18 protein-coding genes are annotated in these 24,893 nt (G+C 68.8%); 7 read left to right on the plus strand and 11 right to left on the minus strand.

Features of this window, described 5'->3' with window-relative positions:
- Positions 1–51: 51 nt before the first annotated feature.
- Positions 52–2,103 (minus strand): TonB-dependent receptor, encoded by a 2,052-nt coding sequence (locus MLE42_RS11470; RefSeq protein ID WP_243288019.1) that lies wholly within the window; start codon positions 2,101–2,103, stop codon positions 52–54.
- The gene (locus MLE42_RS11475) at positions 2,103–2,729 is read right to left on the minus strand and encodes a hypothetical protein (RefSeq protein WP_243288020.1); all 627 of its coding nucleotides are present in this window, start codon (positions 2,727–2,729) and stop codon (positions 2,103–2,105) included. The genes MLE42_RS11470 and MLE42_RS11475 overlap by 1 nt, the downstream gene beginning before the upstream one ends.
- A gap of 93 nt (positions 2,730–2,822) precedes the next feature.
- Here MLE42_RS11475 and MLE42_RS11480 point away from each other — a divergent pair, with 93 nt between their 5' ends.
- Positions 2,823–3,686: a cyclic di-GMP-binding domain-containing protein, MshE-related gene (locus MLE42_RS11480; RefSeq protein WP_243288021.1), complete on the plus strand. Its 864-nt coding sequence runs from the start codon at positions 2,823–2,825 to the stop codon at positions 3,684–3,686.
- Between the two features lie 157 nt (positions 3,687–3,843).
- Here the strand turns inward: MLE42_RS11480 and lepA are convergent, their stop codons facing one another.
- Complete coding sequence (gene lepA / locus MLE42_RS11485; RefSeq protein ID WP_243288022.1) at positions 3,844–5,661, minus strand: translation elongation factor 4; 1,818 nt, start codon at positions 5,659–5,661, stop codon at positions 3,844–3,846.
- Positions 5,662–5,797: 136 nt separating this feature from the next.
- On the opposite strand from lepA, the gene MLE42_RS11490 reads away from it, so the two are divergent.
- Genes MLE42_RS11490 through MLE42_RS11500 form a run of 3 tightly spaced genes read left to right on the plus strand, consistent with a single transcriptional unit; the run spans position 5,798 to position 9,551 of the window.
- Complete coding sequence (locus MLE42_RS11490; RefSeq protein WP_243288023.1) at positions 5,798–6,613, plus strand: response regulator; 816 nt, start codon at positions 5,798–5,800, stop codon at positions 6,611–6,613.
- Positions 6,610–8,148, plus strand: coding sequence for a metallopeptidase domain-containing protein (locus MLE42_RS11495; protein ID WP_243288024.1), 1,539 nt, complete (start codon positions 6,610–6,612; stop codon positions 8,146–8,148). The genes MLE42_RS11490 and MLE42_RS11495 overlap by 4 nt, the downstream gene beginning before the upstream one ends.
- A gap of 8 nt (positions 8,149–8,156) precedes the next feature.
- Entirely contained in the window at positions 8,157–9,551 is a 1,395-nt protein-coding gene (locus tag MLE42_RS11500) for a M20/M25/M40 family metallo-hydrolase (protein WP_243288025.1), read from the plus strand.
- A gap of 35 nt (positions 9,552–9,586) precedes the next feature.
- Here the strand turns inward: MLE42_RS11500 and MLE42_RS16190 are convergent, their stop codons facing one another.
- Together MLE42_RS16190 and MLE42_RS11520 are read right to left on the minus strand one after the other, a co-directional pair.
- Complete coding sequence (locus MLE42_RS16190) at positions 9,587–10,366, minus strand: FKBP-type peptidyl-prolyl cis-trans isomerase (RefSeq protein WP_275975875.1); 780 nt, start codon at positions 10,364–10,366, stop codon at positions 9,587–9,589.
- Between the two features lie 60 nt (positions 10,367–10,426).
- Entirely contained in the window at positions 10,427–11,287 is an 861-nt protein-coding gene (locus tag MLE42_RS11520; RefSeq protein WP_243288026.1) for a tRNA1(Val) (adenine(37)-N6)-methyltransferase, read from the minus strand.
- A gap of 58 nt (positions 11,288–11,345) precedes the next feature.
- Here MLE42_RS11520 and MLE42_RS11525 point away from each other — a divergent pair, with 58 nt between their 5' ends.
- Together MLE42_RS11525 and MLE42_RS11530 are read left to right on the plus strand one after the other, a co-directional pair.
- A complete protein-coding gene (locus tag MLE42_RS11525) occupies positions 11,346–13,571 on the plus strand; it encodes a RelA/SpoT family protein (RefSeq protein ID WP_243288027.1) in 2,226 nt (741 codons plus the stop codon).
- On the plus strand, positions 13,568–14,209 hold the full coding sequence (locus tag MLE42_RS11530; protein ID WP_243288028.1) for an NUDIX domain-containing protein: 642 nt from the start codon (positions 13,568–13,570) through the stop codon (positions 14,207–14,209). The genes MLE42_RS11525 and MLE42_RS11530 overlap by 4 nt, the downstream gene beginning before the upstream one ends.
- Positions 14,210–14,580: 371 nt before the next feature.
- Here MLE42_RS11530 and MLE42_RS11535 read toward each other — a convergent pair whose 3' ends face one another.
- The 3 genes from MLE42_RS11535 to MLE42_RS11545 all read right to left on the minus strand — a co-directional run bounded on the left by MLE42_RS11535 (position 14,581) and on the right by MLE42_RS11545 (position 18,151).
- Entirely contained in the window at positions 14,581–16,224 is a 1,644-nt protein-coding gene (locus tag MLE42_RS11535; RefSeq protein WP_243288029.1) for a M4 family metallopeptidase, read from the minus strand.
- A 197-nt stretch (positions 16,225–16,421) separates the two neighbouring features.
- Complete coding sequence (locus tag MLE42_RS11540; protein WP_243288030.1) at positions 16,422–16,661, minus strand: hypothetical protein; 240 nt, start codon at positions 16,659–16,661, stop codon at positions 16,422–16,424.
- A gap of 41 nt (positions 16,662–16,702) precedes the next feature.
- Entirely contained in the window at positions 16,703–18,151 is a 1,449-nt protein-coding gene (locus MLE42_RS11545; RefSeq protein ID WP_243288031.1) for an aminotransferase-like domain-containing protein, read from the minus strand.
- Positions 18,152–18,310: 159 nt separating this feature from the next.
- On the opposite strand from MLE42_RS11545, the gene MLE42_RS11550 reads away from it, so the two are divergent.
- Positions 18,311–19,498 (plus strand): M20 metallopeptidase family protein, encoded by a 1,188-nt coding sequence (locus tag MLE42_RS11550; RefSeq protein ID WP_243288032.1) that lies wholly within the window; start codon positions 18,311–18,313, stop codon positions 19,496–19,498.
- Between the two features lie 70 nt (positions 19,499–19,568).
- On the opposite strand, the gene MLE42_RS11555 is transcribed toward MLE42_RS11550, so the two are convergent.
- The 3 genes from MLE42_RS11555 to MLE42_RS11565 form a co-directional block, all read right to left on the minus strand.
- The gene (locus tag MLE42_RS11555; RefSeq protein WP_243288033.1) at positions 19,569–19,799 is read right to left on the minus strand and encodes a hypothetical protein; all 231 of its coding nucleotides are present in this window, start codon (positions 19,797–19,799) and stop codon (positions 19,569–19,571) included.
- Between the two features lie 276 nt (positions 19,800–20,075).
- Positions 20,076–23,396 (minus strand): efflux RND transporter permease subunit, encoded by a 3,321-nt coding sequence (locus tag MLE42_RS11560; protein WP_243288034.1) that lies wholly within the window; start codon positions 23,394–23,396, stop codon positions 20,076–20,078.
- A gap of 10 nt (positions 23,397–23,406) precedes the next feature.
- Complete coding sequence (locus MLE42_RS11565) at positions 23,407–24,891, minus strand: efflux RND transporter periplasmic adaptor subunit (RefSeq protein WP_243288035.1); 1,485 nt, start codon at positions 24,889–24,891, stop codon at positions 23,407–23,409.
- Positions 24,892–24,893 lie beyond the last annotated feature (2 nt).

Consider the following 24,893-nt stretch of genomic DNA (forward strand, 5'->3'; position numbering starts at 1 on the left):
ACGCCCAAACCTTCGATTCTACTAGGAAGCCTGTCGGAACGCCTTCCTGCGTCAGAACCGGCATCGGGCGCTCAGGTCCACCCGGCGCCCGGGCAGGAGGTAGTACTGGCTGTCGCCCAGCTCGCTCTCGGCCACGGGCGGGCGCCGGTCCGTGAGGTTGCGGCCGTCCAGGCGGAGTTCCCAGGCCTTCGCGCGCCAGCCGAGGCTCGCCGCGAAGGTGGCGTAGCCGCCGTAGGGCGCGGTGTTGCGCTGGTTGAGGAAGACGCCGCCGGTGTAGGCCATCTCCACGGAGGCCGTGAAGCCGCGGGCCGGGGCGTAGGAGATGCCCAAGCCGCCGAGGTGGTAGGGGGACATCTCCAGGCGTTTCCCAGCCAGCTGCGTGAGGGTGCCGTCGCCGAAGTCCTTGGCGTAGTCCCGGAACCGGGCGTCGTGGTAGCTGTAGGCCAGGCGGGCCGCCAGGTCGCTGGTGAAGCGCCAGGAGGCCGACGCCTCCACGCCCTGGAAGCGCTCGGTCCCCGCATTGGCGAGCACCGGCGATGCCGTCCCGGTGGCCGGGTCGATGACGCTCTGGGACACCACCAGGTTCTCGAAGTCCATGAGGAAGCAGCTGACCTCCAGGGCCAGGCGGCGTCCCAGGAGGTCAGCCTTGGCGCCCAGGTCATAGCTGGTGGCGGTCTCGGGCTTGAGGATCTGCGCGGCGCTGTCCAGGCCGAAGTCGATGGCCGCGGGCTTGAAGGTGCTGCGAAGGCCTGCGAAGAGGTTCACGCGATCTTCGCCGGCCTGCCAGGCGGTCCAGGTGGCCCCCGCGCTGCCGCCCAGGCGGGTGGTGGTGCGGGCATCCACGCCGGTGTCGAGGGCTCCGCTGGCAAAGTCCAGCGTGGCGGCCCGACGGGTCTCCTCGGCCCGGGTGAGGCGCAGGCCCGCCTCGAGCGTCAGGCGCGGCGCGGCTTGCCACTGGGCGAAGGCGTAGAGGCCCGTGAAGTCCCGCCGGTCGTCGATGCGGATGTCCGCCTGGCTGGGCGTGGCGGAGGCGTCCGGGGCGCCGGAGCCGTCGAGGTTCACAGCGTAGTCGAAGTCCCCACCCCGACCCCGGCCCTGCCCATGCAGGTGATCCAGGCCCGCCACCACCTTGAGGCTGGTTCCAGCGGTCCACGTGAGGTGCGTATCCAGGTAGAGGTCCGTGAGGTCGATGCGCTCGCGGAAGCCATGCGCGTTGGGGGCGGTGGTGGTCACGTCCGTGAGGAAGCCTCGGAAGGCATCCTGGCGCGCCCGGGAGGCCGACCACGTGGTGGACCAGAGCACGGCGGCATCCAGGGCCCGATCGTAGCCCATGGTGAGGGTGACGCGCCGGTCGTTCAGGAAGGCCCCGCCGGGGTTGTGGTTGGCGTCCAGCGGCACTTGATCCGTCAACGCCCGGCCCACCCGGGGGAAGGGGCTCGCGGGCTGCTGGTCCACGGCCGCACCCTCCAGGTCGAACCGGACCACCCCATCCAGGGCCTGGACGCGGTTCCGCCACAGGAGGTGGTTGCGCTTGAAGCCGGTGCGCGGATCTTCGAAGCCCCGCGTGTCGTGGTCCACCGTGAGGGTGCTGTCCGTGGCAGACCCGACGGGCAGGTGCAGATTGACGGCGCCTCCGAAGGTCCCATGGGCTCCGGCGGACAGCCGGCCGGAACCCTTCGCATCCAGCGGCAGGCCACGGATGACATGGATGACGCCCACGAAGGAGGTGGCGCCGTACATCACCGGAGCGGCCCCCCGCTGGACTTCGATGCGCTCGACGCCCTCGAGGCTCAGGGTGGCGAGGGCCGGGTTGAAGGCGCCGCCCCAGGGCACGCCATCCACCACGAGCAGGAAGGCGTCGAACTCCTTCAGCCCCCAGAACTCCGGCACGCTCCCGGCCGGGCCGCCGTCGCCGCCGGGAGCGATGAACACCCCGGCCAGCAGCGCCAGAGCCTCGCGCAGATCCGTGGCGCCGCGATCGGCAAGCTCCCGGGCGGTGAGCACGGTGATGGAAGCCGGCACCTTGGCCGGATCCTCGGGAAAGCGCGTGGCGGTGACCTCCACCACGGCCGCGGGTGGAACGGGAGGGAGGGATTGCAACATCAGGATTCCTTGTGCTCGGGGGTCGAAGGATCGGCCTGTGGCATGCGGACCCGAAGGGATCCGTCCAAGGCTTCGACGGCCAGGTTCATGTGATCAGCCATGCCTCGCAGCCAGAGCCCGGCGAGGCTGCGAGGCGCCTCCGGGGGCCACTCAGCCTCCAGGGGCCGCGGGAGCGGGGAGTCCGTGACCCAGCGCAGGATCCAGGCCCCTGGAACGGCTTCCGCCTCCAGGCGCAAGGGGCCGGGCGCGGCCCAGGGGAGGATCTGCCGGGTGAACGCCACGACCCAGTCCTGCAGCAGGGGGGCCGGCCAGGATGCCTGCCCGGCGCCCGCATCCACGAGGTTCACGGGACACCGGAAAAGGGCGCCTGCGGCTTCGAGCCGCTTCCCCAACCCCGCCTCCCAATCCTTCCAGGGGATGGGCTCCGTATAGGGGAGCCGCCCCAGGGCCACGGCACGGGCCATGGAGATGAGAACCTTCCCATCCTCCAGAAGCGTCTCCAGCCGCGCGTGGTTCTGGGGATCGAAGGGGAGGGCCGGATCGCCCAGATCCGCCACACCCTGGAGGCCCGTCAGCAGATTGTTGAAATCATGCAGGGTCGCCCGCCAGAGTTCCTCAGGATCCATGCACCCTCCCGGCCACAAAAGCCTTGAATGACGTTACCTTGGGGACCACCCTCTGTGCATCACCGTGAAGACCGACGTCCCCAGGACTCCCTCATGCAGCAACCGATCAAGCGGCTTGGCGAACTGCTCGTGGAATCCGGGCTCATCACCCCGGCCCAGCTTCAGAGCGCCATCACCCACCAGAAGATCGCCCGGGGACGCCTGGGCAGCAACCTCGTGGCCCTCGGCTACATCAGCGAGGAGGTCCTCATGGACTTCCTCAGCCAGCAGGCCGGCGTGCCCCGGATGGACGTGCGGAATCTCGCGGTGCCGCCCGAGGTGCTGAAGCTGGTCCCCCACCGGCTGGCGGACCAGTTCACCGTGCTCCCCGTGGCCACCCGGGAGCCGAAATCGCTGGTGCTGGCCATGTCCGATCCGTCGGACCTGAATGCCATGGACAGCGCCCGGTTCGCGTCGGGGCTGCACATCCAGCCCGTGGTGGCTTCGCACAGCGCGCTGCGCAAGGCCATCGGTGAGCTCTACCGGAACCTCGAGACACCCTCTCCCGGGGCCCCCGTCACGGTGGAAGTGGGCGCCTCCCACGACGAGGACGAGGCGCTCCCGGTCACCTTCAGCCTCAGCCCGCTGCCCGTGCCCACACCCGGCCCCGTTGCGGAACAGGCCTTCCCGCGGGATCCCTTCTTCGACGCCACCGGCGCTCCGTCCTACGACACCACGGATCTCGATCCGTTCCGGTTCTTCGAGAAGGCGGACCCGCCTCCGGCTCCGCCCGACCTCATCCCCGGCCGCACCCTCCGCGAGTCGGTGCCCACCCTGGAATCCTACGAGACCCGCGCCATCCTCCTGGGCATGATCCGCCTCTTCCAGCGGCGCGGCATCCTTGGCGAGGACGAGCTCCAGCGCCTGCTCGCCAATCTCGTGGAATCCGGCGAGATCAAGAACACGAAGACGGACTGAGGTCAGCCCTCGACTTTCATGATCGCCAGGAAACCTCGCCTCGCCGGGTGCCGGCTCGAGGCAGGGCATTCAGCCCTACCTGCTCGCCACCCGGCTGAGGCTCGGCCTGCGGGATCTCCACGTTGCCAATGGCAGGCCATCGGGGCCGCCCAGGACGTCAGCCCTCGACTTTCAGGATCGCCAGGAAGGCCTCCTGCGGGATCTCCACATTGCCGATGGCCTTCATCCGCTTCTTGCCTTCCTTCTGCTTGTTGAGGAGCTTCTTCTTGCGGCTGATGTCGCCGCCGTAGCACTTGGCGAGCACGTCCTTGCGGCGGGCCTTCACGTTGGTGCGGGCGATGATCTTGCTGCCGATGGCGGCCTGCACGGCCACGTCGAAGAGCTGCTGGGGGATCACTTCCTTCATGCGCTGGCAGAGGGCGAGCCCCAGCGTCTGGCTCTTGCTGCGGTGGACGAGGATGGACAGCGCGTCCACCGCCTCGCCGTTCACCAGGATGTCCATCTTCACCAGATCGGATTCCGTGTAGTGCTTCATGTGGTAGTCGAAGCTGGCGTAGCCCTTGGAGATGGACTTCAGCTTGTCGTAGAAGTCCAGCACCACCTCGTTCAGGGGCAGCTCGTAGACGAGCATCACACGGTCCTGGCTCACGTATTCCAGCTTCTGCTGGATGCCGCGGCGCTCCTCGCAGAGCTTCAGCAGGCCGCCGACGAAATCCGTGCGCGTCAGGATGGTGGCCTCGATGATGGGCTCCTCGATCTTCGCGATCTTCTGCAGCGGCGGCAGCTTCGAGGGGTTGTCCACGGGGGTCTCGCTTCCGTCCGTCAGGTGCACGTGGTAGCGCACGCTGGGGGCGGTGGTGATGAGGTCCAGGTCGAATTCGCGCTCCAGGCGCTCCTGCACGATCTCCATGTGCAGCAGGCCCAGGAAGCCGCAGCGGAAGCCGAAGCCCAGGGCGGTGGAGGTCTCGGGCTCGTAGGTGAAGCTGCTGTCGTTGAGGCGCAGCTTGTCCATGGCGTTGCGGAGGTCCTCGAAGTCATCGCTGGACGTGGGGAAGATGCCCGCGAAGACCACGGGCTGGATCTCCTTGAAGCCCTTCAGCATCTCCTTGGCCGGCTTGGTGGTGTTGGTCACGGCGTGGGTGATGGTGTCGCCCACCTTCACGTCCACCAGCGACTTGATGCTGGCCACCAGGTAGCCCACCTCGCCCACGGACAGGGTCTCCTGCTTGTCCATCTTGGGATCGAAGATGCCGATCTCGTCCACCCGGTGCTCACTGCCCGTGGACATGAAGCGGATCTGGTCGCCCGCCTTCAGCGTGCCGTTCACCACGCGGATGAGGTTCACGATGCCGCGGTAGGCGTCGTAGTAGCAATCGAACACCAGGGCCTGCAGCGGCGCGTCCGGATCGCCCTGGGGCGCGGGAATGCACTTCACGATCTGCTCGAGCACCTGGTCGCAGTTCTCGCCGGTCTTGGCGCTGACGTTCACCGCGTGGGCCGTGTCCACCAGGCCGATGACCGTGTCGATCTGCTCCAGCACGCGCTCGGGGTCGGCGCTGGGCAGGTCGGTCTTGTTGAGCACGGGGAACACCTCCAGCCCGTTCTCCAGGGCCAGGTAGGTGTTGGCCAGCGTCTGGGCCTCCACGCCCTGGGTGGCGTCCACCACCAGGATGGCGCCCTCGCAGGCGGCCAGGCTGCGGCTCACCTCGTAGGTGAAGTCCACGTGGCCGGGCGTGTCGATGAGGTTCAGCGTGTACGTCTGGCCGTCGAGCGCCAGGTACTTCAGCGTCACCGCGTGGGCCTTGATGGTGATGCCCCGCTCCCGCTCCAGATCCATGTCGTCGAGGATCTGGGCCTGCATGTCGCGGTGCGCCACCGTCTTGGTGAGTTCAAGAAGACGGTCCGCCAGCGTCGACTTGCCGTGGTCGATGTGCGCGACAATGGAGAAATTGCGGATGAGACTGGGATGAGCCACTGAGGAACCTCGAACTGGTCATTGTACTGTTGGAAACCCTCACTGTCTGCGGGGTTTTACCTACTGGGGCCTCAAGCCGTGGTTGATCCGAGCCGATGGGACCTTTAACCTCAAGGCCGAGAGCCAAGGAGTCCGCTTGTCCCACTTCGCGTCTCCCATGACCATCCTGATGGTAGAGGACAATGCCCTGCAGCGGCGGCTGCTGGAGGCGCAGATCCAGCCGCTGGGGCACCACCTGATCGTGGCGGCGAACGGCGAAGAGGCCCTGGCGCGCCTCCGGTCGGACCGGCCCGAGCCCGACATGGTGATCATGGACGTGGTGATGCCGTCCATGGACGGCTTCAAGGCCTGCGAAGCCATCAAGTCCGACCCCGCCACGGCGGACATCCCCGTGCTGGTGCTGACGGCCCTGAGCCGGGACGCCAAGGACCGCAGCTATACCGCCGGGGCGGATGACTTCATCCGCAAGCCCGCCAGCAACCTGCTCCTCCAGATGCGCATCCAGACCCACCTCCGCGTCCGGGCCCTGTCGCTCCGCACAGGTCCGCTGCCCCCCGCCCGCCCCAAGGTGCTGGTGGCGTCGGCCAGTTCCATGGTGCTCACCCAGGTCCAGAACCACTTCGGCAAGGACCAGGCGATCTTCATCGAAGCCCAGGGCGAAACCCAGGCCCGGGCCCAGATCTTCGCCGAATCCCCCGATGTGCTGGTGCTCGACACGGATCTGGCCGATGGCAGCGCCCTGGACCTGGTGGCGACCCTGGGCCAGTCACAGGATCTGAAGGACCTGCCCATCCTCCTCCTGCACGATCCCGGCGAGCTCGAGGCCTGGTCCCGCCTCCGCGGGCCCGTGTGCGACGCGCTGGAGAAACCCCTGGCGGCCCCTGAAACCCGCCGCCGGGTGGCCCTGCTGGCCCGGCTGGCCCACCTCCAGAAACGCGTCGGTCAGGCATGAAGGCACGCCATGGCCGAACGAGGGGGGCCGCCTTCGGACTCCTGGTGGCCCTCGCCGCCTCCGCCTCCGCGGCCTCCGTGGAAGGCCGCGTCACGGATGGCCACCGGGGCCTGGCCGGCGTCCGCGTCTACCCGGACCGGCAGCCGAGAGTGTCCCCCGCGGGGGATCCCCCCCTGGCGCTGACGGACGCGGAGGGCCGCTTCCACCTGGACCTGGAACCCGAGGATGCGGTCCTGGCCGTGGAGAAGGACGGCTGGCGCCGCGACCTGGTGCCGGCCGCCGAGTGGCGCGGTGACATCGCCCTCAGCCCGGAGCCCAGATTCCGAAAGGAGGCCATCTTCATCGTCCGCCTCGACTTCACGGACGAAGCCTCCAAGCTGCCGGACGGCGCCCTGCGGGAGCTGATCTTCTCGCGCCGCCCCGGGGTGGCCAGCGCGGCCAACTACTTGTACGAGGTCAGCAAGGGGGCCGTGTCCCTCGTCGAGGGCCGCTTCCTCAAGCTGCGGAGCGCCGATTTCCCCGCCCCGAGGACCGATGACCGCAAGATGGCCATGGCCGGCTGGGTGCTGGAGCGCCTGCAGGGCGAGGATCTCGGCGACTGCGACCGCCTCGACAACCGCACCGGCGCGGTCCGCCCGGACGGCAAGCCCGACCACCTCTGGGTCATCACGCCCGGCAAGCCCCAGTCGCTGACCGCCGACGAGGCCGATCTCAAGGCCGTGAGCCTTCTCCTGCCCCTGCCCTGGGACAAGACCCGGCGCTGGCCCCTGATCTTCATGACCGAGGAAGTCCCGCTGGGGAACATCGTCCACGAGGCCTTCCACTCCATGGGCGAGCACCGCGTGGACGACCTCTACCTGGACTGCGGCGATCCCCTCACGGCCGGCATCTGGGATCTCATGGACGCGGGCCAGTATCGCGGCTGGGACCGCTCCCACCCCGAAGAGGGCCCCTGGGTGGAGGACACGGGCTACAGCCCCTCCCATCCCACCGCCTGGGTGCGTTCCGAACTCTGGTACCGCGGCTGGTTCCGCGGCCTGATCAACCGGCTCTCCGTGAAAGGTCCGTCCTGGGAGGGCTGGATCGCGCCGGTCTCCCGCGCCCCCGGCGCCGATCCCCAGTGGGTGACCTTGCCCGATCCCCGGAAGAAGGGCCGCTTCTTCAGCCTGGAAGTGCGCCGCCCCTGGGGCTTCGAGCGCGGCCGCGTAGGCGGGCGCTTCGGGCCGGGCCACGAAGGCCTGGTGGTGGCCACCATCGATCCCTCCCTGCTCAGCCCCGACGAACCACAGGGCCCCGTGCGCGTGGTGGACGCCCACCCCGGCAGCCCCGAGCCGCCCAAGCCCCGCTTCCCCTGCGGCCGCTGGGAGCTGGATGACGCGGCCTTCAACCTGGGCCCCGGCGAAACCCCCCGGGGCCGCAGCGGACCCCTGTCCTGGGAGGTTCTCGACACCGATGCCAGCGGCCGCATGCGAGTCCGGGTGAGCCTGGCCCGGCCCTTGGCAAAAAAATCCCGCGCCCGGGCGTCTGCCAAGTAAGATGAGGCATGAAATCAGCTCGCTGCCTCCTCTTCCTAGCCGCTGCCTGCCTGGGTGCCCAGACGTCGCCCCAGACGCTGCCCCAGGCACCCTCCCAGACCGCCCAGGCCACGGCCGAACGCCTCCGCGTCGAGGCCTTCCGGACCCACGGCGCCTACACGGACCTCGTCTGGCTCTGTGACCGCATCGGGAACCGGCTGAGCGGCTCGCCCCAGCTGGACCAGGCCATCGACTGGGCCCAGGGGCGGCTGAAGGCGGCGGGGTTCGTCAATGTCCATGCGGAAAAAGTCATGGTGCCCCACTGGGTGCGCGGAAGGGAATCCGCCGAGCTGCTGCTCCCCACCCCCCAGCGGGTGAACCTGCTGGGCCTCGGCGGCAGCGTGGGCACCCCCGAGGGCGGCCTCACGGCGGATGTCGTCGTGGTGGGCTCTTTCGATGAGCTCGACAAACTCGGCGAAGCCGTGAAGGGGAAGATCGTCCTCTACGACGTGCCCTTCCAAGGCTACGGCCGCACGGTGGCCTACCGCCACGACGGCGCCTCCCGGGCCGCCAAGTACGGCGCGGTGGCCGCCCTGGTGCGGTCTGTGGGCCCCGTGAGCCTGGACACCCCGCACACCGGCGTCATGGGCTACGATCCCGCCTACCCGAAGATCCCCACCGCCGCCGTCACCATCGAGGCATCCACCCAGATGCGGCGCATGCAGGACCGGGGCGAGCGCATCCGCCTGAAGCTCGAGATGGGCGCGAAGATGCTTCCCGACGCCCCCTCCGCCAACGTGGTGGCCGAGATCCGCGGCACCGAGAAGCCCGACGAGGTGGTCATCCTCAGCGGCCACCTGGACAGCTGGGATGTGGGCCAGGGCGCCCAGGACGACGGCGCGGGCACCGTCACCGCCATGGAGGCCGCGCGGCTCCTCCAGTCCCTGGGCCTGAAGCCCCGCCGCACCATCCGCGTGGTGCTCTGGACCAACGAGGAGAACGGCCTGCGCGGCGGCCTGGGCTACCGCGACGCCCACCGCGCGGAGCTGCGCAACATCGTGGCCGCCTTCGAGACCGACTCCGGCAGCGAGCGCATCAAGGGCTTCGGCCTGGATCTGCGCACGGCCTCGCCGGAGGCCAAGGCTGCCGCTTTGACCTCCCTGAAGAAGATCGGGAAGGACGCGCTCGAGAGCTTCGGCACCATCGACCTGCGGCTGGGCGGCTCCGGCGCGGACGTGGGCCCCATGGTGGCCGAAGGCGTCCCCGGCCTCGGCGTCGGCCACGCCGCCACCCACTACTTCGACATCCACCACACCCAGGCCGACACCGTGGACAAGGTCAACCCCGACGACTTGGCCTGGAACGCCGCCGCCCTCGCCAGCTTCGCCTACGCCCTGGCCCAGTCGGATGTGCGGTTCAACTAGGCCAGCCAACCCAGCGAGTCAGGGTCACCTGCCGATCACTGGCTGATCCGCACCAACTCCACATCGAAGACCAGCATGCCCGGCGGCATTCCCCGGGCACCCCGGTAGGCCAGCTTCTCGGGAATCCAGAATCGCCTACGCTCGCCTTCCACCATGAGCTGGAGTCCCTCGACCCAGCCCGGGATGGTGCCCTTCAGCTGCAACGGCACTGAGACACCTTTTGTCAGCGAGCTGTCGAACATCTTCCCGTCCGTGGTCCAACCCGTGTAGTGGACGGAGACCCAGCTGGCCGGAACGGGATGCGCCTTTCCCGTTCCGGGCCTGAGGACCTTGAAGGCCAGGCCGGAACGCAGCACCGTCGCGTCCGCTGGCGGGGCCGCCACCTCCGCCGGCGCCTGCGCGGGAGGTGGCATCGTATCCAGAAGTTCCAGGTCCATCACCACCGCCCCGGCCGGCCGGCCCTTGGCGCCCCCGAAGGCCTGGGCCTCCGGAAGCCACACCCGCCGCTGCTCGCCCACCGCCATGGCCAGCAGCATCTCCCGCATGCCCGGCATCAGCCGGTCCAGGCCCAGGTATGGCGCCTCATCCAGCGCCCGGGTGTTGGCGAAGACCGCTCCGTCCGCGCCCCACCCCGTGAAATGCACCCGAACGACTCCCCCGGGCGCGGGGCGGGCATCCCCCTTCCCGGCCTGGATCACCCGGTAGGTCACGCCGCTGGGGGTGCGAAGGGCATCCGCAGGAGGGACCACCAGATCCGGTGGCGCGGCTTGGAGGCAGAGCGCGGAGAGCAGGACAGGGATGGGGCGCAGGGTCATGGTGGCGTTCCAGGGGGATCAGGATGAGCCAGATCCAGGATAGATAAGGGGCGCGGCGCGTCACAGCCCCGGCGGGAACCCCACGGCCAGCCTCACGCCGGCGATGGCGGGGTCCACGCTGCCATCGGCGCGGCGGATGAGGATGGGGGGCTCGACCTCGGGGCACTGGGCGCGGGTTTCGAAATCCCCGGGGTAGTCCTGGCGGCGGCCGGCGGCGAAGACATCCAGGCCGTAGGGCTCACCCTCCTTGAAGACGATCTCTCGGCGATGGAGGCAGAGCAGGCCGGCCTCCCTCAGGGCCGCCAGGGCGCGGTCGCGCTGGTCGTTGGGGAAGACGCAGGCGAAGATCCCTCCCGGGGCCAGGATCCGGGCCGCGGCCTTGGCGTAGTCCGCGATGCTGCCTCGCACTTCCAGGCGGGCGGGCACGGACTGGGGATGGGTCGCGGGCAGGCGGTGGCCCTCGGGCCAGTAGGGCGGCGTGCCCGTCACCAGGTCGAAGGGGGCTTCGCCTTCGAACAGGGCGGGATCGCGGAGGTCGCCCATGTGCGGGATGATGCGGGCCTCCTGCCCGTTGTAGCGGATGCTCTTCCGGGCCAGGCGCAGGCTCGCCTCCTGGGCCTCGACCGTGTGCACCACGGCGCCGGGACAGCGCCAGGCGGCCATGAGGGCCACGCTGCCGATCCCCGAGCCCAGGTCCGCGATGCGGCCCGCCCGGGGGCACCAGGTGGTGCCGTACCAGGCGGTCACCAGGTCGTCCGTGCTGAAGCGGTTGCCCTTCTCCAGCTGGAAGATCCGCCAGCGCCCGCAGAGACCGTCCAGGGTCTCGCCAGGCTCCGCCTCCACCCCGCCCGGAGGCACAGGCCCGGGCCGGGTCCAGCCCTTGTAGGCGGAGGCATCGTCGGGGGCGGAGCGGCGCGGCATCCCACGAGTGTCCGATAAACCGCCTGGATTCAGAAGCGCCCCTGCGCGACACTCAACCATGGCCGTGCCTGGGAAAACCCTGGAGCCCGTCCTCCGCGAGGGGGAAGGCTCGGCCTGCGAAGGGGACAGTTGCCTCACCCTGGATGGGGCCTTCGACCGCGTGAAGGCGGCCTTCCTCCAGCACCATCCCAAGGGGGACGTGGCCCTGCTCCGCCGGGCCTTCACCGTGGGCCGGGACATGCACGCCACCCAGCTCCGGAAGAGCGGCGAGCCCTACTTCTTCCACCCCCTGGCCGTGGCCCAGAGCCTGGCGGACTGGCGGCTGGACGCTGTGAGCGTGGCCTGCGGCCTCCTGCATGACGTGGTGGAAGACACCCTCATGACCCTGCCCCAGGTGAAGGCGCAGTTCGGGGACGAGATCGGCGAGATCGTGGACGGTCTCACCAAGATGAGCAAGCTGGCCTTCACGGACAAGCACCTGCTCAACGCGGAGAATGTCCGCAAGCTGCTGGTGGCCATGGGCAAGGATGTGCGCGTGCTGCTGGTGAAGCTGGCAGACCGCCTGCACAACATGAAGACCCTGGGCGTCATGGAGGAGGAGAAGCGGCGCCGCATCTCCCGCGAGACCCTGGAGCTCTACGCGCCCCTGGCCAACCGCCTGGGCATGGGCGTGGTGCGCCTGGAGCTGGAGGACCTGGCCTTCCGCCAGCTGGAGCCCGAGCAGTACGAATACCTGAAGAACGCGGTGGAATCCAAGCGCGCCAAGCTGTCCGGCACCATCCAGGAGATCCACGGCTCGCTCCAGGCCATCCTCCGCCAGCAGGGCATCAACGCCCACGTCACCGGCCGGGTCAAGCACCTCTACGGCATCTGGAAGAAGATGGGCGCCCAGGCCAAGGGCTTCGAGGACATCCACGACTGGCTGGCCTACCGCATCATCTGCCCGGACCGCGCCAGCTGCTACACGGCCCTGGGCCTGGTGCACGGCCTCTACCGGCCCGTGCCCGGCAAGTTCAAGGACTACATCAGCCTGCCCAAGGAGAATGGCTACCAGAGCATCCACACCACGGTGCTGATGAGCTCCGGCGACATCTTCGAGGTGCAGATCCGCACGGAGGAGATGCACCTCCACGCCGAGGCCGGCATCGCCAGCCACTGGACCTACAAGGACGGCCGCATCGCCAACCGCCTGGAGATCAACCAGGTGGCCTTCCTCCGCCGCATGGTGGAGCTGCACCAGGACGCCCAGGACAGCCGGGACCTGGTGGCCAACCTGCGCGGCGAGCTGACCTTCAACCGCATCCAGGTCTTCACGCCCAAGGGCGACCTCCGCAGCCTGGTGGAGGGGAGCACGCCTGTGGACTTCGCCTACGCCATCCACACCCAGGTGGGCCACCGCTGCGTGGGCGCCAAGGTAAACGGGCGCATGGTGCCGCTGAAGCACACGCTCCAGAACGGCGACCGCGTGGAGATCCTCACCCGGCCCGACCACAAGCCCAGCCGCGATTGGCTGGGCTTCGTCAAGTCCGCCGGCGCCAAGAGCCGCATCCAGGCCTTCATCCGCGAGGAGGAGCGCGCCCACGCCGTCACCCTCGGCCGGGAACGGCTCGAGCGGGAGGCCCGCGTCCTGGGTGTGCGCCTGGACGATCCCGAGTCCCAGGCCAAGCTCGAGGCGCGGCTGGTGGAACTGAAGCTGGCGAACTGGGACGCGGCCCATGCCGCCCTGGGCTTCGGCCGCATCACGGTCCACAAGCTCCTCGAGCCCCTGATCCCCGAACCCGAGCGCGCCAAGCCCAAGGAGAACGTCTCCAACCTCATGGATTCGGTGGTGGTGGGCGACACCGCCGGCATCCTCTATGCCCTGGCCGCCTGCTGCAAGCCCATCTGGGGCGACGAAGTGGTGGGCTACATCACCCGCACCCGCGGCACCGCCATCCACCGGGCCGACTGCCCCCAGCTCACCAAAGGCACCATGCACCCCGAGCGCCGCGTCAACGTGGCCTGGGGCAAGCACGGGACGGAACTCTACGACACGGAGATCGCCCTCACCACCGAGGACCGTCCCGGCATGGTGGCCGCCATCTCCGAGGGCATCCAGCGCGTGGGCATCAACGTGCAGCGCTTCCACGGCTCGGCCACGGAGGAGGGCGCCGGCCTCTTCCACATCGCCCTGCGGGTGCGGGACCGGACCCACCTGGTGGAGCTCATGGCCGGCCTGCGCCGCATCCGCGGCGTCTACACCGTGGAGCGGGTGAAGGGATCCGTGTTCGGGAAGGTGAAATGAGCGCCTGGCGTCCCCCCGACGAAGCCCCACCGGTCCCCTGGGCCCGCATCGCCGAGAGCCTGCGGCGGCCCCAGCTCGGGCCCGATCCGCACAAAATCAGCGCCCGCATCCCCGAGGATCCGCGCCGGGCGGCGGTCGGGGTCATCCTCTGGGGGGATGTCGCGGGCGCGCGCAAGATCATCCTGGTCCAGCGGGGCTATGGCGCGCCGCATCACCCCGGCGAGATCGCCTTCCCGGGGGGCATGGTGGAACTGCGGGACCGGGACCTGCCCGCCACCGCCCGGCGGGAGGTGGCCGAGGAGATCGGCGTGTCCACGGGCCTCTGGGAACTGGGCTGCTTCCCCGACGGCGTGGCCAAGGCCCGGGTCCGGTTCACCCCGGTCTTCTTCCGCTGGGAGGAGCCGAAGCCCAGCTTCCGCCTGGACCACGAGCTCGAACAGGTCCTCCTGCTCCCCCTGGTGCCCCTCATGGAAGCGCCCTGGACCATCGAGCGCCTCGAACGGCACGGACTGGCGCTCGACGTGCCCAGGCTCGAGCTGCCCCAGGCACCGCTCTGGGGGGCGACCGCCTTCGTGCTGAAGGCCTGGCTGGATGTGCTGAAGGCCTGCGCCGACCCGGTGAAGCCGGCGCAGGCCTAAGAGTGCCTAACAAACCCCCCACGGGGCCGCGCGGGGGCCGCCGGGCGAGCGAGGCGAGGAACGCGAGGGAGGCTCCGGCTCCACAAGCCGCAGGCGAGTGGGAGGCACGCAAAGCGTGCCGTCAGGCGGAGGGCGTAGCGGCATCGCCCTCCACCTGACGGGCCCTGCCCCGCAGGGCCCTCCCACTCGCAAGCTCGCGGAGGTGGAGCCTCCCCGCCGGCCCTCGCCCGGAGGGAGAAAGCCAGGTGGGCGCCCCGCGGCGTCAGGGCCCTTGAACGATGTCCCGCATCGCCCCGCGGGCCCTTCCTTGCGGTGCATCCCACCTGGCTTTCTCGCGGCCTCGTCGGGGTTTTGTTAGGCACTCTAAGCGGCTACTTCACGTTCACGGCCAGCCAGGCGGTGTTCACGGTGGCGTACTCGGTGGAGGAGGCTCCATAGAGGTCCGCGGCCGCGCTCAGGGTCGCCACGCGCGCGCCGGCATAGTCCGTGCGCTTGGTCATGTAGACGGTGAGGGCCCGGTACCAGATGCGGCCGGCCTTGTCGTTGCCGAGGCCGGTGATCCCGGTGACGTCATTGGTCATGGGCGAGGCGATGTTGCCGGAGAGGTCATCCACCTGGCTGCCATGGGCCAGGAGGAAGAAGAAGTGGTTGGCCACGCCGGAGCTGTAGTGGACATCCAGCCGGCCGAGCGTCTTGCTGTAGAAGTCCGGGCTGCGGCCGTCGAGGCTGGGCTTGTACATCCAGCGCAGGGGCGTGCCGCCATGGCCCCAGCTGTTCTCGAACAGCTTGTAGTTGGCGGTGATGGGGCCGGGGCCCGCCGTGCTGGGGATGAAGCTGCCGGTGGCGTTGTTGAGGGTGTAGAACTCCACCAGGGTGCCGAAGATGTCCGAGTTGGCCTCGTTGAGGCCCCCGGACTCCTTCCGGTAGATGAGGTTGGCGGTGGCGGAACATACGCCGTGGCTCATCTCGTGGCCGGCCGTGTCCAGATCCGCCTCGCCCACGGAGCCGCCCACCTGGCCGTCCCCGTAGGTCATGCAGAAGCAGCTGTCGGACCAGAAGGCGTTGTCGTACTGGCTGCTGTAGTGCATGCGGCTGAAGGTGGCCCGGCCGGCATCGTCGATGCCGTCCCGGCTGAAGGCGTTCAGGTAGAAGTCCCAGGTGGCCTGCATGCCCCGGTGGCCGTCCACCCCCGCGGTCTGGGCGTTCGCGCTCATGCCCGCCGTGCCGTTGTACTGCAGCCCATCGCCCCAGGCGTTGTCGGCGTCGGTGAAGATCGAGCCCGTGCCGGAGGTGCCATTGAGCAGGTTGGTGGTCACGTTGTTGCCGAAGGTGCCGCCCGTGCCCCGGGTCATATCCCGCAGTTCGTAGCCGGTGGCGGTGCTGTTGGTGCTGAGGCTCACGGTCCCGTACCACTGGGACTGGCCGGTGCCGGTGGTCCCGGCGGTCCGGAGAGTGTCCCAGGATTCCAGGATCCGGCCCGTGTGGGCATCCACCAGGAAGTCGGTGTGCTTGGTCTCCTGGGCCCCGTTCTCGAGCTCCGTGTGGACGTGGTAGGCCAGGACGTACCGCGTGGCCCGGCCGGGACCGTCCGGCTCGAGGCCCGCCACGACCAGGGTGGCGGTCGGCTCGTAGGCGTAGGCGCCGCGGGGGGCCAGGGCCCTGTGGGCCGCCGCCAGGACCTCGGCCCGGCCCAGGGTGGGCTCCACGCTGAGAGCCAGGCCGCGCACCAGGTCGTCGGTCAACGCCCGCACCCGGCCGTTCCGGAAGTGGACGATGGCCTCGCCCTCGAACACGGGCACGCCCTTGTAGGTCTGGTCGAGCCGGACGTGGTCCTCGCCAAGGGCGTCGGAGACGAGGTTCCGGAAGGTGAAGCCGGCCTGCGGGCCCAGGCCCATCTGATGGGCCCGCGCCGTCAGGTGCCCCCGGGCCTCGCGGACCAGGGCATCGGTGCGGGCCTGGTCCGCGGGCGCGGCCAGCAGGCAGGCGGGGAGGAGGAAGGGGACCACGGAGCGCATGGGACCTCCAGGCGAAAGGAGGGTCGGGGTGTCCAACCGACCTGGGGCCACGATGCTACTCCCGGTGGTTAAGTTGTGTTAATTTTTCGACTATTTTTGTTTTGCTTGACCAATTATTACCGACACAGCACTTGTGCAGCCACGAAAAGGCCCGGGCGCGCACTTGCGCGTCCGGGCCCTCCGGGTCGAGATTGGGACTACTTCTTCTCGGCCTTCACCGAGCCGTCCTTGTCCAGGTACTTGTCGGGATCTTTCAGGAGGGCCTCGCCGCAGTACTTGCTGCACACGCGGTACTCGCGGCCCCGGACGGCGACGGCGGCGGACTTCGCATCCACCGTCATCTTGCAGACGGGATCCTTGGTGTTGACGGCGGGCTTGGCCTTCTGGGGCGCGGGGGCGGCCAGGACGGCGAGGGTGAGCAGGGCGGCATGGATCATGGAACCTCCAGTGGATCGGCCTTCAGTCTAATCCGCCCGGCTCATCCGCGCGCGGATGCCAGCTGTTCCCTGGCCAATCGACCCAGAGTCGAGAGCGCCCGCGTGAATGGACCTTCCAGCGAGTAGCAGGCGGAAAGGCGGAGGTAGCGGTCGTAGCGTCCGGACGGGGAAAAGAGGTTGCCGGGGGTCACGGTGATCATCTCAGCCAGGGCTTTCTGGAAAAGGCCCTGGGCTGAGCAGCCTTCCGGCAATTCGACCCAAAGGAGGTACCCGCCCGCGGGCGAGGTGGCCCGGGTGCCCGCGGGGAGGTGATCGGCGACCAGCCCGCGCAGCCGGTCCATCTGGATCGCATAGGCGCGGCGCAAATGCCGCAGGTGCGCTTCGTAACCGCCTGATTCCAGGAACACGCCAACGGCCTCGGCCAGGAGGGCCGGCTGCGCCACCGACGATGCGAACTTGATCTGGGCCAGCTCCCGGTGGAAGCGGCCTCCCTCCAGCCACCCCAGGCGGAATCCCGGCGCCAGCGTCTTGCTGAAGGAGGAGCAGACGATCACCCAGCCATCCGCATCGAAGGCCCTTACCGCGGGTTCCAGCGGGGCGCGGAACTGCAGCTCTGCGTAGATCGCATCCTCGATGAGCGGCACCTTGTGGAGGTTCACCAGCGCCGCGAGCCGTTTCTTCGCGGCCAGGGGCATGATGCTGCCCATGGGGTTGTGGATGTTCGGCATGGCTATGACAGCGGCGAGACGCTTCTCGCAGAGGAGCGCCTCAAGCGTGCCCAGGACGAGGCCGGTCTCGGGGTGGGTGGGGAGTTCCCGGGCCTTGAGTCCCAGTTCCGCAAGGAGCGGGAGAAGGCTGAAGTAGGTGGGCGACTCGATGCCGACGGTGTCGCCCGGCCGGGTGACCCCGCGGAGGGCGATCTGGAGGGCCTCCAGGCAGCCGTTGGTGAGCACGACACGATCCGGGTCCAGCTTCATCCCGAGGGTTTGCGCGTGCCGCGCGATCTGATCCCGCACGAGCGGAGGCCCCGGCGGCAGCGAATAGGTGGTGATCAGCTCGGGACGCTGCTGGAGGAGCCTGCTGGTGATCCTCCCGAGCTTCTCGCCGGGGTACCAGGGACCCAGCCGGGGGCACGCCAAGGAAAGATCCACAGTGCCGGGAAGGGCCTGGGCCGTGATGACGGCGGTGATCTGATCCAAGACGGCCAGTTCGGTTTCCCGGGCACGTCCCGCCTGCCGCAGCGGCCTCCCTTCCGTGATGGGGAGTTGTGCCTTCACGAAGTACCCGGAGTGGGGCTTGGCCTCGACCAGTCCCCGGGTTTCCAGGAGGCGGTAGGCCGCGAGCACGGTGTTCATGCTGAGCCGGCGCATGGTCGCGGTCTCCCGGATGGACGGCAGGCGGGCGCCGGGTGCGAGCCGCCCCTCCTCCATGGCAGACCGCAATTCCGACGCCAGGGCGAGATAGAGGGGATCGCCGGTGTGAAGCGCCATGGAAAGCCTTCCTGTTCATCCGCCAAAGCTGCGCTGGGAGGAAGCCGCATGGAGGCCGGCCCAGACCTTGGAAAGTGTACCCAACATATTTTCAATGTTGTGTATCTGTATCCACCCCTTCTCGCTCCGTTAGGATCGCCTCGCATCCATGGAGGAGAGATGCCCTTGAACCCGTCGGACTTTACGATCACCTCGATCAAAGATGACTTGGTCGGCACCCGCAAGGCTCTGCACCGGATTCCGGAAGTCGGGTTCCAGGAAACCAAGACGGCCTCGTACGTGGCCGACTACCTGGAAAACCTGGGCCTGGACGTCACCAGGGGCGTCGCGGGAACGGGCGTCGTCGCCCTGCTTCGAGGAGAGCAGGCAGGACCGACCCTCGCCCTGCGTGCCTGCCTGGATGCCCTGGCCATGACGGAGTGCTCGGGTGTGGATTACGCATCCGAGCATCCGGGCGTGTTCCACGGCTGCGGCCACGACGGCAACATGACCTTCGTGCTGGGGGCGGCCACCGTGCTGTCCAAGCACAGGGACCGGCTGCATGGAAACGTGAAATTCATCTTTCAGCCCTCGGAGGAGGAAACCGGCGGGGCGGCTGCCATCATCCGGGCCGGGGGCCTGAAGAATCCCGACGTGGACGCGATCATACACCTGCACAACTGGCATGACCTCGAGGAGGGAGTCATCGCCATCAAGGCGGGCCCCGTGCTCGCCTCCAGCGACACCTTCCGCGTCGAAATCATCGGAAGCCCCGGGCACGGCGCCTGGCCGCACCTGGCGGTGGATCCCGTGGTGATCGCCGCGGAGGTGATCACCGGACTCCAGAAGATCCTGAGCCGCGAGATCGACCCCTTGAAGCCGGCCCTGCTGACCATCGGCCGGATCCACGGTGGCACGGCCGTGAACATCATTCCGAAGTCCGTCGTCATCGAAGGGCTGGTGAGGGCCTACCACCCCGACGTGCGGGACCACCTCCAGGCCCGCATCGAGGAAGTCGTGCAGGGGATCACCCGCGCGGCCCGGGCGACCCATCAGATCACCTACCACCGGATCATGCCTCCCGTGAACAACGATGAAACCCTCGCGGCCTGGGCAGCCCAGGTCCTGGGCAGACTGGCCGAGCCGCCGATCACGCTCACCGATGCCACGCCGGGTGGAATGGGGGCGGAGGATTTCTCCCTGTACCAGCAGGACATTCCCGGGCTCTTCCTCTTCATCGGCAAGGACCAGCCTGGGCACGATGTCGTCCCGATCCATGCGCCCAACTACGTCTTCAACGACGAGACCCTCGTGGTGGGGGTGAATGCCCTCTGCGCCCTGGCGCTGGATTTCTGCCAGAAACCATGAATCCGTCCATCCGTCCCGATCAGGGCGGGCGCCCCCGCGGCGGCCTGTCGCGGGGGCGCCGGGTCCGCGCCTAGGGCTTCTTCGCATTCTTCGGGGTGCCGTCCTTCTCGAGGTACTTGTCGGGATCCTTGAGCAGCTGGGCGTCGCAGCCGCCGCAGCAGAGGCGGTATTCCTGGCCGCGAACAGCCACGGTCTTGGATTTCTCGGTCACCTTGCCGCCGAGGACGGGGCACTTGGTGTTGGTGGCGGGCTTGGCGTGCGGCGCGGCCGCGACGGCCAGGGTGAGCAGGAGGTTGAGCATGGGAAGGTCCTTGTTCGGATGATGGCCCATTCAGGACCGGCGGAACCTGGGCCGTTCGCGGGGCCGCCGGGGAGGGAGATGGAGGAAAGGAAGGCGGAGCCTCCCCAAGGCCGGCGCCGGCGGCGCCCTGAACCCTCCAGAACGGGGCGGCGCCGGTGCCGGTGGCGTCCCGCGGGACGCCATCCCCTCCGGCCCGGAGCCGGCGCCAGGAGCTCGGCGCCGGATTCTCTGGCAGGAAGGAGAGTCGGGGTTGGATAAGGGACCTGCTTCATGGGCTCAGGCCAGTTGCGGCGCGGGCGCGGGCGTGACGGGCCCTTCCACCACCTCCCTGCGCTTCCAGAGGTAGTAGATGGCCGGATAGACCAGCAGCTCCAGCAGGAAGCTGGTGGCCAGTCCGCCCACCATGGGCGCGGCGATGCGCTTCATGACGTCGGCGCCGGTGCCCGTGCTCCACATGATGGGCAGCAAGCCCATGAACGCCGCGAAGACCGTCATGGCCTTGGGCCGCACGCGCTTCACGGCCCCGTGGATGATGGCCTCCACCAGGTCGCCGGTGGTGTTCAGGCGGCCCTCCCGTTTCGCCTCGTCGTGGCTGAGGTCCAGGAAGAGCAGCATGAACACGCCGGTTTCCGCATCGAGTCCCATGAGGGCGATGAGGCCCACCCACACGGCGATGCTCATGTTGTAGCCCAGGGCCCACAGCAGCCAGAAGGCGCCGATGGCGCTGAAGGGCACGGCCAGCATCACCACCGAGGCCTTGAAGGCGCTCTTGGTGTTGGCGTAGAGCAGGCCGAAGATCAGCACCAGCGTGATGGGCAGGATGACCTTCAGCCGCTCCTTCACGCGGATCATGTTCTCGTACTGCCCCGACCAGGTGAGGCTGTAGCCCGGCGGGAGCTTGAGGTCCTTCTCCACGGCGGCCTTGGCGTGGTGGACGTAGGTGCCCACGTCGAACTTCGACGTGTCGAAGTCCACCAGCACGTAGCCGTTCATCTGGCCGTTCTCGTCGCGGATCATGGCGGGGCCGTTGGCCCAGGTGAGGTCCGCGATTTCCTCCATGGGGATCATGGCGCCGCTGGGCGTGGGGATGAGCACCCGCTTCAGGGCGTCGGGGCTCTCGCGGAAGTCGCGCGCGTAGCGGACGTTCACGGGGTAGCGGGCCCGGCCGTCGAAGACCGTGCTCTGGTTGTCGCCGCCGATGGCGGTCATCACCAGCATGTTGGCCTGCTCGACGCTGAGCCCGTAGCGGGCGAGCTGCTCGCGCTTGAGCACGAAGTCCAGGAAGTAGCCCTGGGCCGTGCGCTCCGCGAAGGCGCTGCGAGTGCCCGGCACGCCGGCGAGGATGCGCTCGGCGTCCACGGCCACCTTCTCGATGGTCGCCAGGTCCGCGCCGTTGATCTTGAGGCCCACGGGCGTGCGGATGCCCGTGGAGAGCATGTCCTGGCGGGCCTTGATGGGCATGGTCCAGGCGTTGGGGATGGCCGGGAGCCGCACCACGCGGTCCAGGTCCGCCACGATCTCCTCCTCGGTGATGCGGTCCCGCCAGATGGGACGCAGGGCGGCCTTGAGGAAGTCGGGCGCCCAGGCGCTGAACCAGCGGGGCTTGGCGCGCCACTGCTCTTCGGGCTTGAGGACGATCACCGTCTCCATCATGGAGAAGGGCGCCGGATCCGTGGCCGTATCGGCGCGGCCGGCCTTGCCGAAGACGCGCTCCACCTCGGGCACGGTGCGGATGAGGCGGTCCTGCACCTGGAGGATGCGCTGGGCCTCGGTCTGGCTGAGGCCCGGCAGGGTCGAGGGCATGTAGAGGATCGTGCCCTCGTTGAGGGGAGGCATGAACTCGCTGCCCAGGCTCATGAAAGCGGGAATGGTGGCCGCCACCATCAGGACGGCCACGGCGATGGTGGCCTTGGCGTGCTTCACCACGAAGCGGCAGGGCCCTTCGTAGATCCGGTGGAGGAAGACGCTGATAGGGTGCTTCTCCTCGGCGTAGTACTTGCCCACGGCGAGCTGGGTGAAGGTCCAGGCCAGCCACTTCGGCTTGAACATGAAGGGCTCCACCCGCGCGAAGAGCATGCGCATGGCGGGGTCCAGCGTGAGCGCCAGGATGGCGGCGATGGCCATGGCCAGGTTCTTGGAGTAGGCCAGGGGCTTGAAGAGGCGGCCCTCCTGGTCCAGCAGGGTGAAGATGGGCATGAAGCTCACCGCCACCACCAGCAGGGAGAAGAAGACGGAGGGGCCCACCTCCATCAGGGCCTCCAACCGCACGTGGTGGAAGCTGCCGGGTTTTCCGGCCTCGATCCACTTCTCGATCTTCTTGTAGGCATTCTCCACCTCCACGATGGCGCCGTCCACCAGCACGCCGATGGAGATGGCGATGCCGGCCAGGCTCATGAGGTTGGCGTTCTGCCCGATGCCGTACATCGGGATGAAGGCCAGCGCCACGCTCACGGGGATGGTGATGATGGGCACGATGGCCGAGGGCACGTGCCACAGGAAGATGAGGATGATGATGGAGACGACGATCATCTCCTCGATGAGCTTGTGCTTCACAGTCTTGATGGCGTTGTGGATCAGCTCAGAGCGGTCGTAGACCGTGATCACGTCCACGCCTTCGGGCAGGCCCTGCTTCAGCTCGACGATCCGGGCCTTCACGCGCTCGATGACGTTGAGGGCGTTCTCGCCCTGGCGCATGACCACGATGCCGCCCACCACGTCGCCCTGGCCGTCCAGGTCCGCGAGGCCCCGACGCATCTCGGGCCCCAGGGTCACGGTGGCCACGTCGCCCAGGCGCACGGGGGTGCCGTTCTCGGCCTTGAGCACCGCCGACTCCAGGTCCTTCGTGGCCTTCACGTAGCCCCGGCCCCGGACCATGTACTCGCGGCCGCTGTATTCGACGAGGCGCCCGCCCACTTCCGCGTTGGCCCCCTTCACCGCCCCGATGACGGACTCGATGGGGATGCGGTAGGCCGCCAGCTTGTTGGGATCGACCTGCACCTGAAACTGCCGGGCCTGGCCGCCCACGGTGGCCACCTCGGCCACGCCGGGCGTGCTCTGGAGGCCGTAGCGGAGGAACCAGTCCTGGAGGGAGCGCAGCTCGTCCGAGCTGTGCTTCCCGCTGCGGTCCACCAGGGCGTACTGGTAGACCCAGCCCACGGAGGTGGCGTCGGGGCCGAGGGAGGTCTGCACCCCCGGCGGCAGGTTGGCGGTGATCTTGGAGAGGTACTCCATCACCCGGCTGCGGGCCCAGTAGATGTCCGTGCCGTCCTCGAAGATCACGTAGACATAGGAGAACCCGAAGTCCGAGAGGCCTCGCACGGCCTTCACCTTCGGGGCCCCCAGCAGGCTGGTGACGATGGGGTAGGTGACCTGGTCCTCGACGATGTCGGGGCTCCGGTCCCACTTGCTGTAGACGATGACCTGGGTGTCGCTGAGGTCCGGCAGCGCGTCCAGGGGGATGTTCCGCATGGTCCAGAAGGACATGGCCAGCAGCACCGCCGAGGCGGCGATGACCAGCCAGCGGTTCTCCGCCGAGAAGCGGATGATCCGCTGGAGGAAGGTCGGGTGTTCGGGATCGTAGGCCGTGGTTCCGCTCATCTCGGCCCCCTCAGTGCTGGTGGCCGGACGGGGCCGGCTGGGAGGCGCCCGCGGGGGCCCCGGGTTGGGCGTTCTTCTGGCTCATGTGGGCCAGGGCGGCCTTGAGGCGGGATTCGGAATCCACCAGGAAGTTGGCGCGGACGACGACCTCGTCCCCGGCCGCCAGGCCGGAGCGGATCTCCACCTGCTCCCCCACCGTGGCGCCGGTGGTGACTTCGCGGGGCTCGAACTTGCCGTCCCCCAGCGACACGAACGCCACCTTAGTGGTGCCCGCGTCCAGCACCGCATCCAGGGGGATGAGCAGGCCCTTGCGGCCCGGGCCGTGGATCACCACGTCGCCGAACATCTCCGGCTTGAGGAGGCCGCCGGGGTTGGGGAACTCCAGGCGGGCCCGGGCGGTGCGGGTCTTGGGATCCATGACGGGATCCACGAAGGCGATGCGCCCCTTGAGGGTCTTGCCCGGGGCGGCCTGGACGGTGAGCTCGGCGGGAAGGCCCACCTTCACGCGGCCCAGCTCGGCCTCGTAGACGTCCACCTGCACCCAGACGCGGCTCAGGTCCGTGATCTCGAAGGGGATGTCCGCCGGCGTGAGCCGCGCGCCCTCCACCACGTTCTTCGCGGTCACGATGCCGGAGATGGGGCTGCGCAGCGTCAGGGCCCGCTGGACTTCGCCCGTCTTCTCCAGGCGGTCGATGGCCTCGGCGGGCACGTCCCAGAGCAGGAGGCGCCGCCTGGCGGACTCCAGCAGGTCGCCGCCACTGGCCTGCAGCGAACCACCGGACAGGGCCTTCTGGGTCTTCAGGGCCAGCAGGTACTCCCGCTGGGCGCTGACGAACTCGGGGGCATAGAGGCTGAACAGGGGCTGGCCCTTGGCCACGGGCTTGCCGACGAAGTCCACGAAGAGCCTCTCCACGAAGCCCTCCACCTTCACGTTCACCTTGCGGACGCGGGTCTCGTCGATAACCACGCGGCCCAGGGCCCGCAGCTCGCCGCTGACGGTCCCCTCCACCACCTTCTCGGTGCGGAGGCCGATGAGCTGCTGGCGCTCGTGGTCGATCTTCACCGTGGCGTGGGACTCGATCCCCGCGCCTTCGCCCTTCAGATCGCCTTCGTAGACGGGGACATAGTCCATCCCCATCTCGTCTTTCGTGGGCACCGGGGAGGTCTGGCTCGGATTCATGGGCGAGCGGTAGTAGACGATCTTGCCCCTGTCCTTGGGGGCCTCGCCTTCCATGGGCACCAGGTCCATGCCGCAAATGGGGCAGTTGCCCGCGTGGTCCTGGATGATCTGGGGGTGCATGGGGCACTGGTACATCTGCTTCTTGGGCGCCGTCGCGCTGGCGGCCTCGTGCTCGTGGTCGTGCTTCGGGGTGGGCCGCAGCATCAACGTGCCGCCGATGCCGGCGACGAGGCCCAGGGCCACCAGGCCGAGGGTGCGGAGACGCGGGGCGCGGGCCGGCGCCGGGGAATCGAAATCAGGTCGTTCGGTGGTCATGG

It is taken from the genome of Geothrix terrae, from assembly GCF_022808775.1.
Lineage (GTDB): Bacteria > Acidobacteriota > Holophagae > Holophagales > Holophagaceae > Geothrix > Geothrix terrae.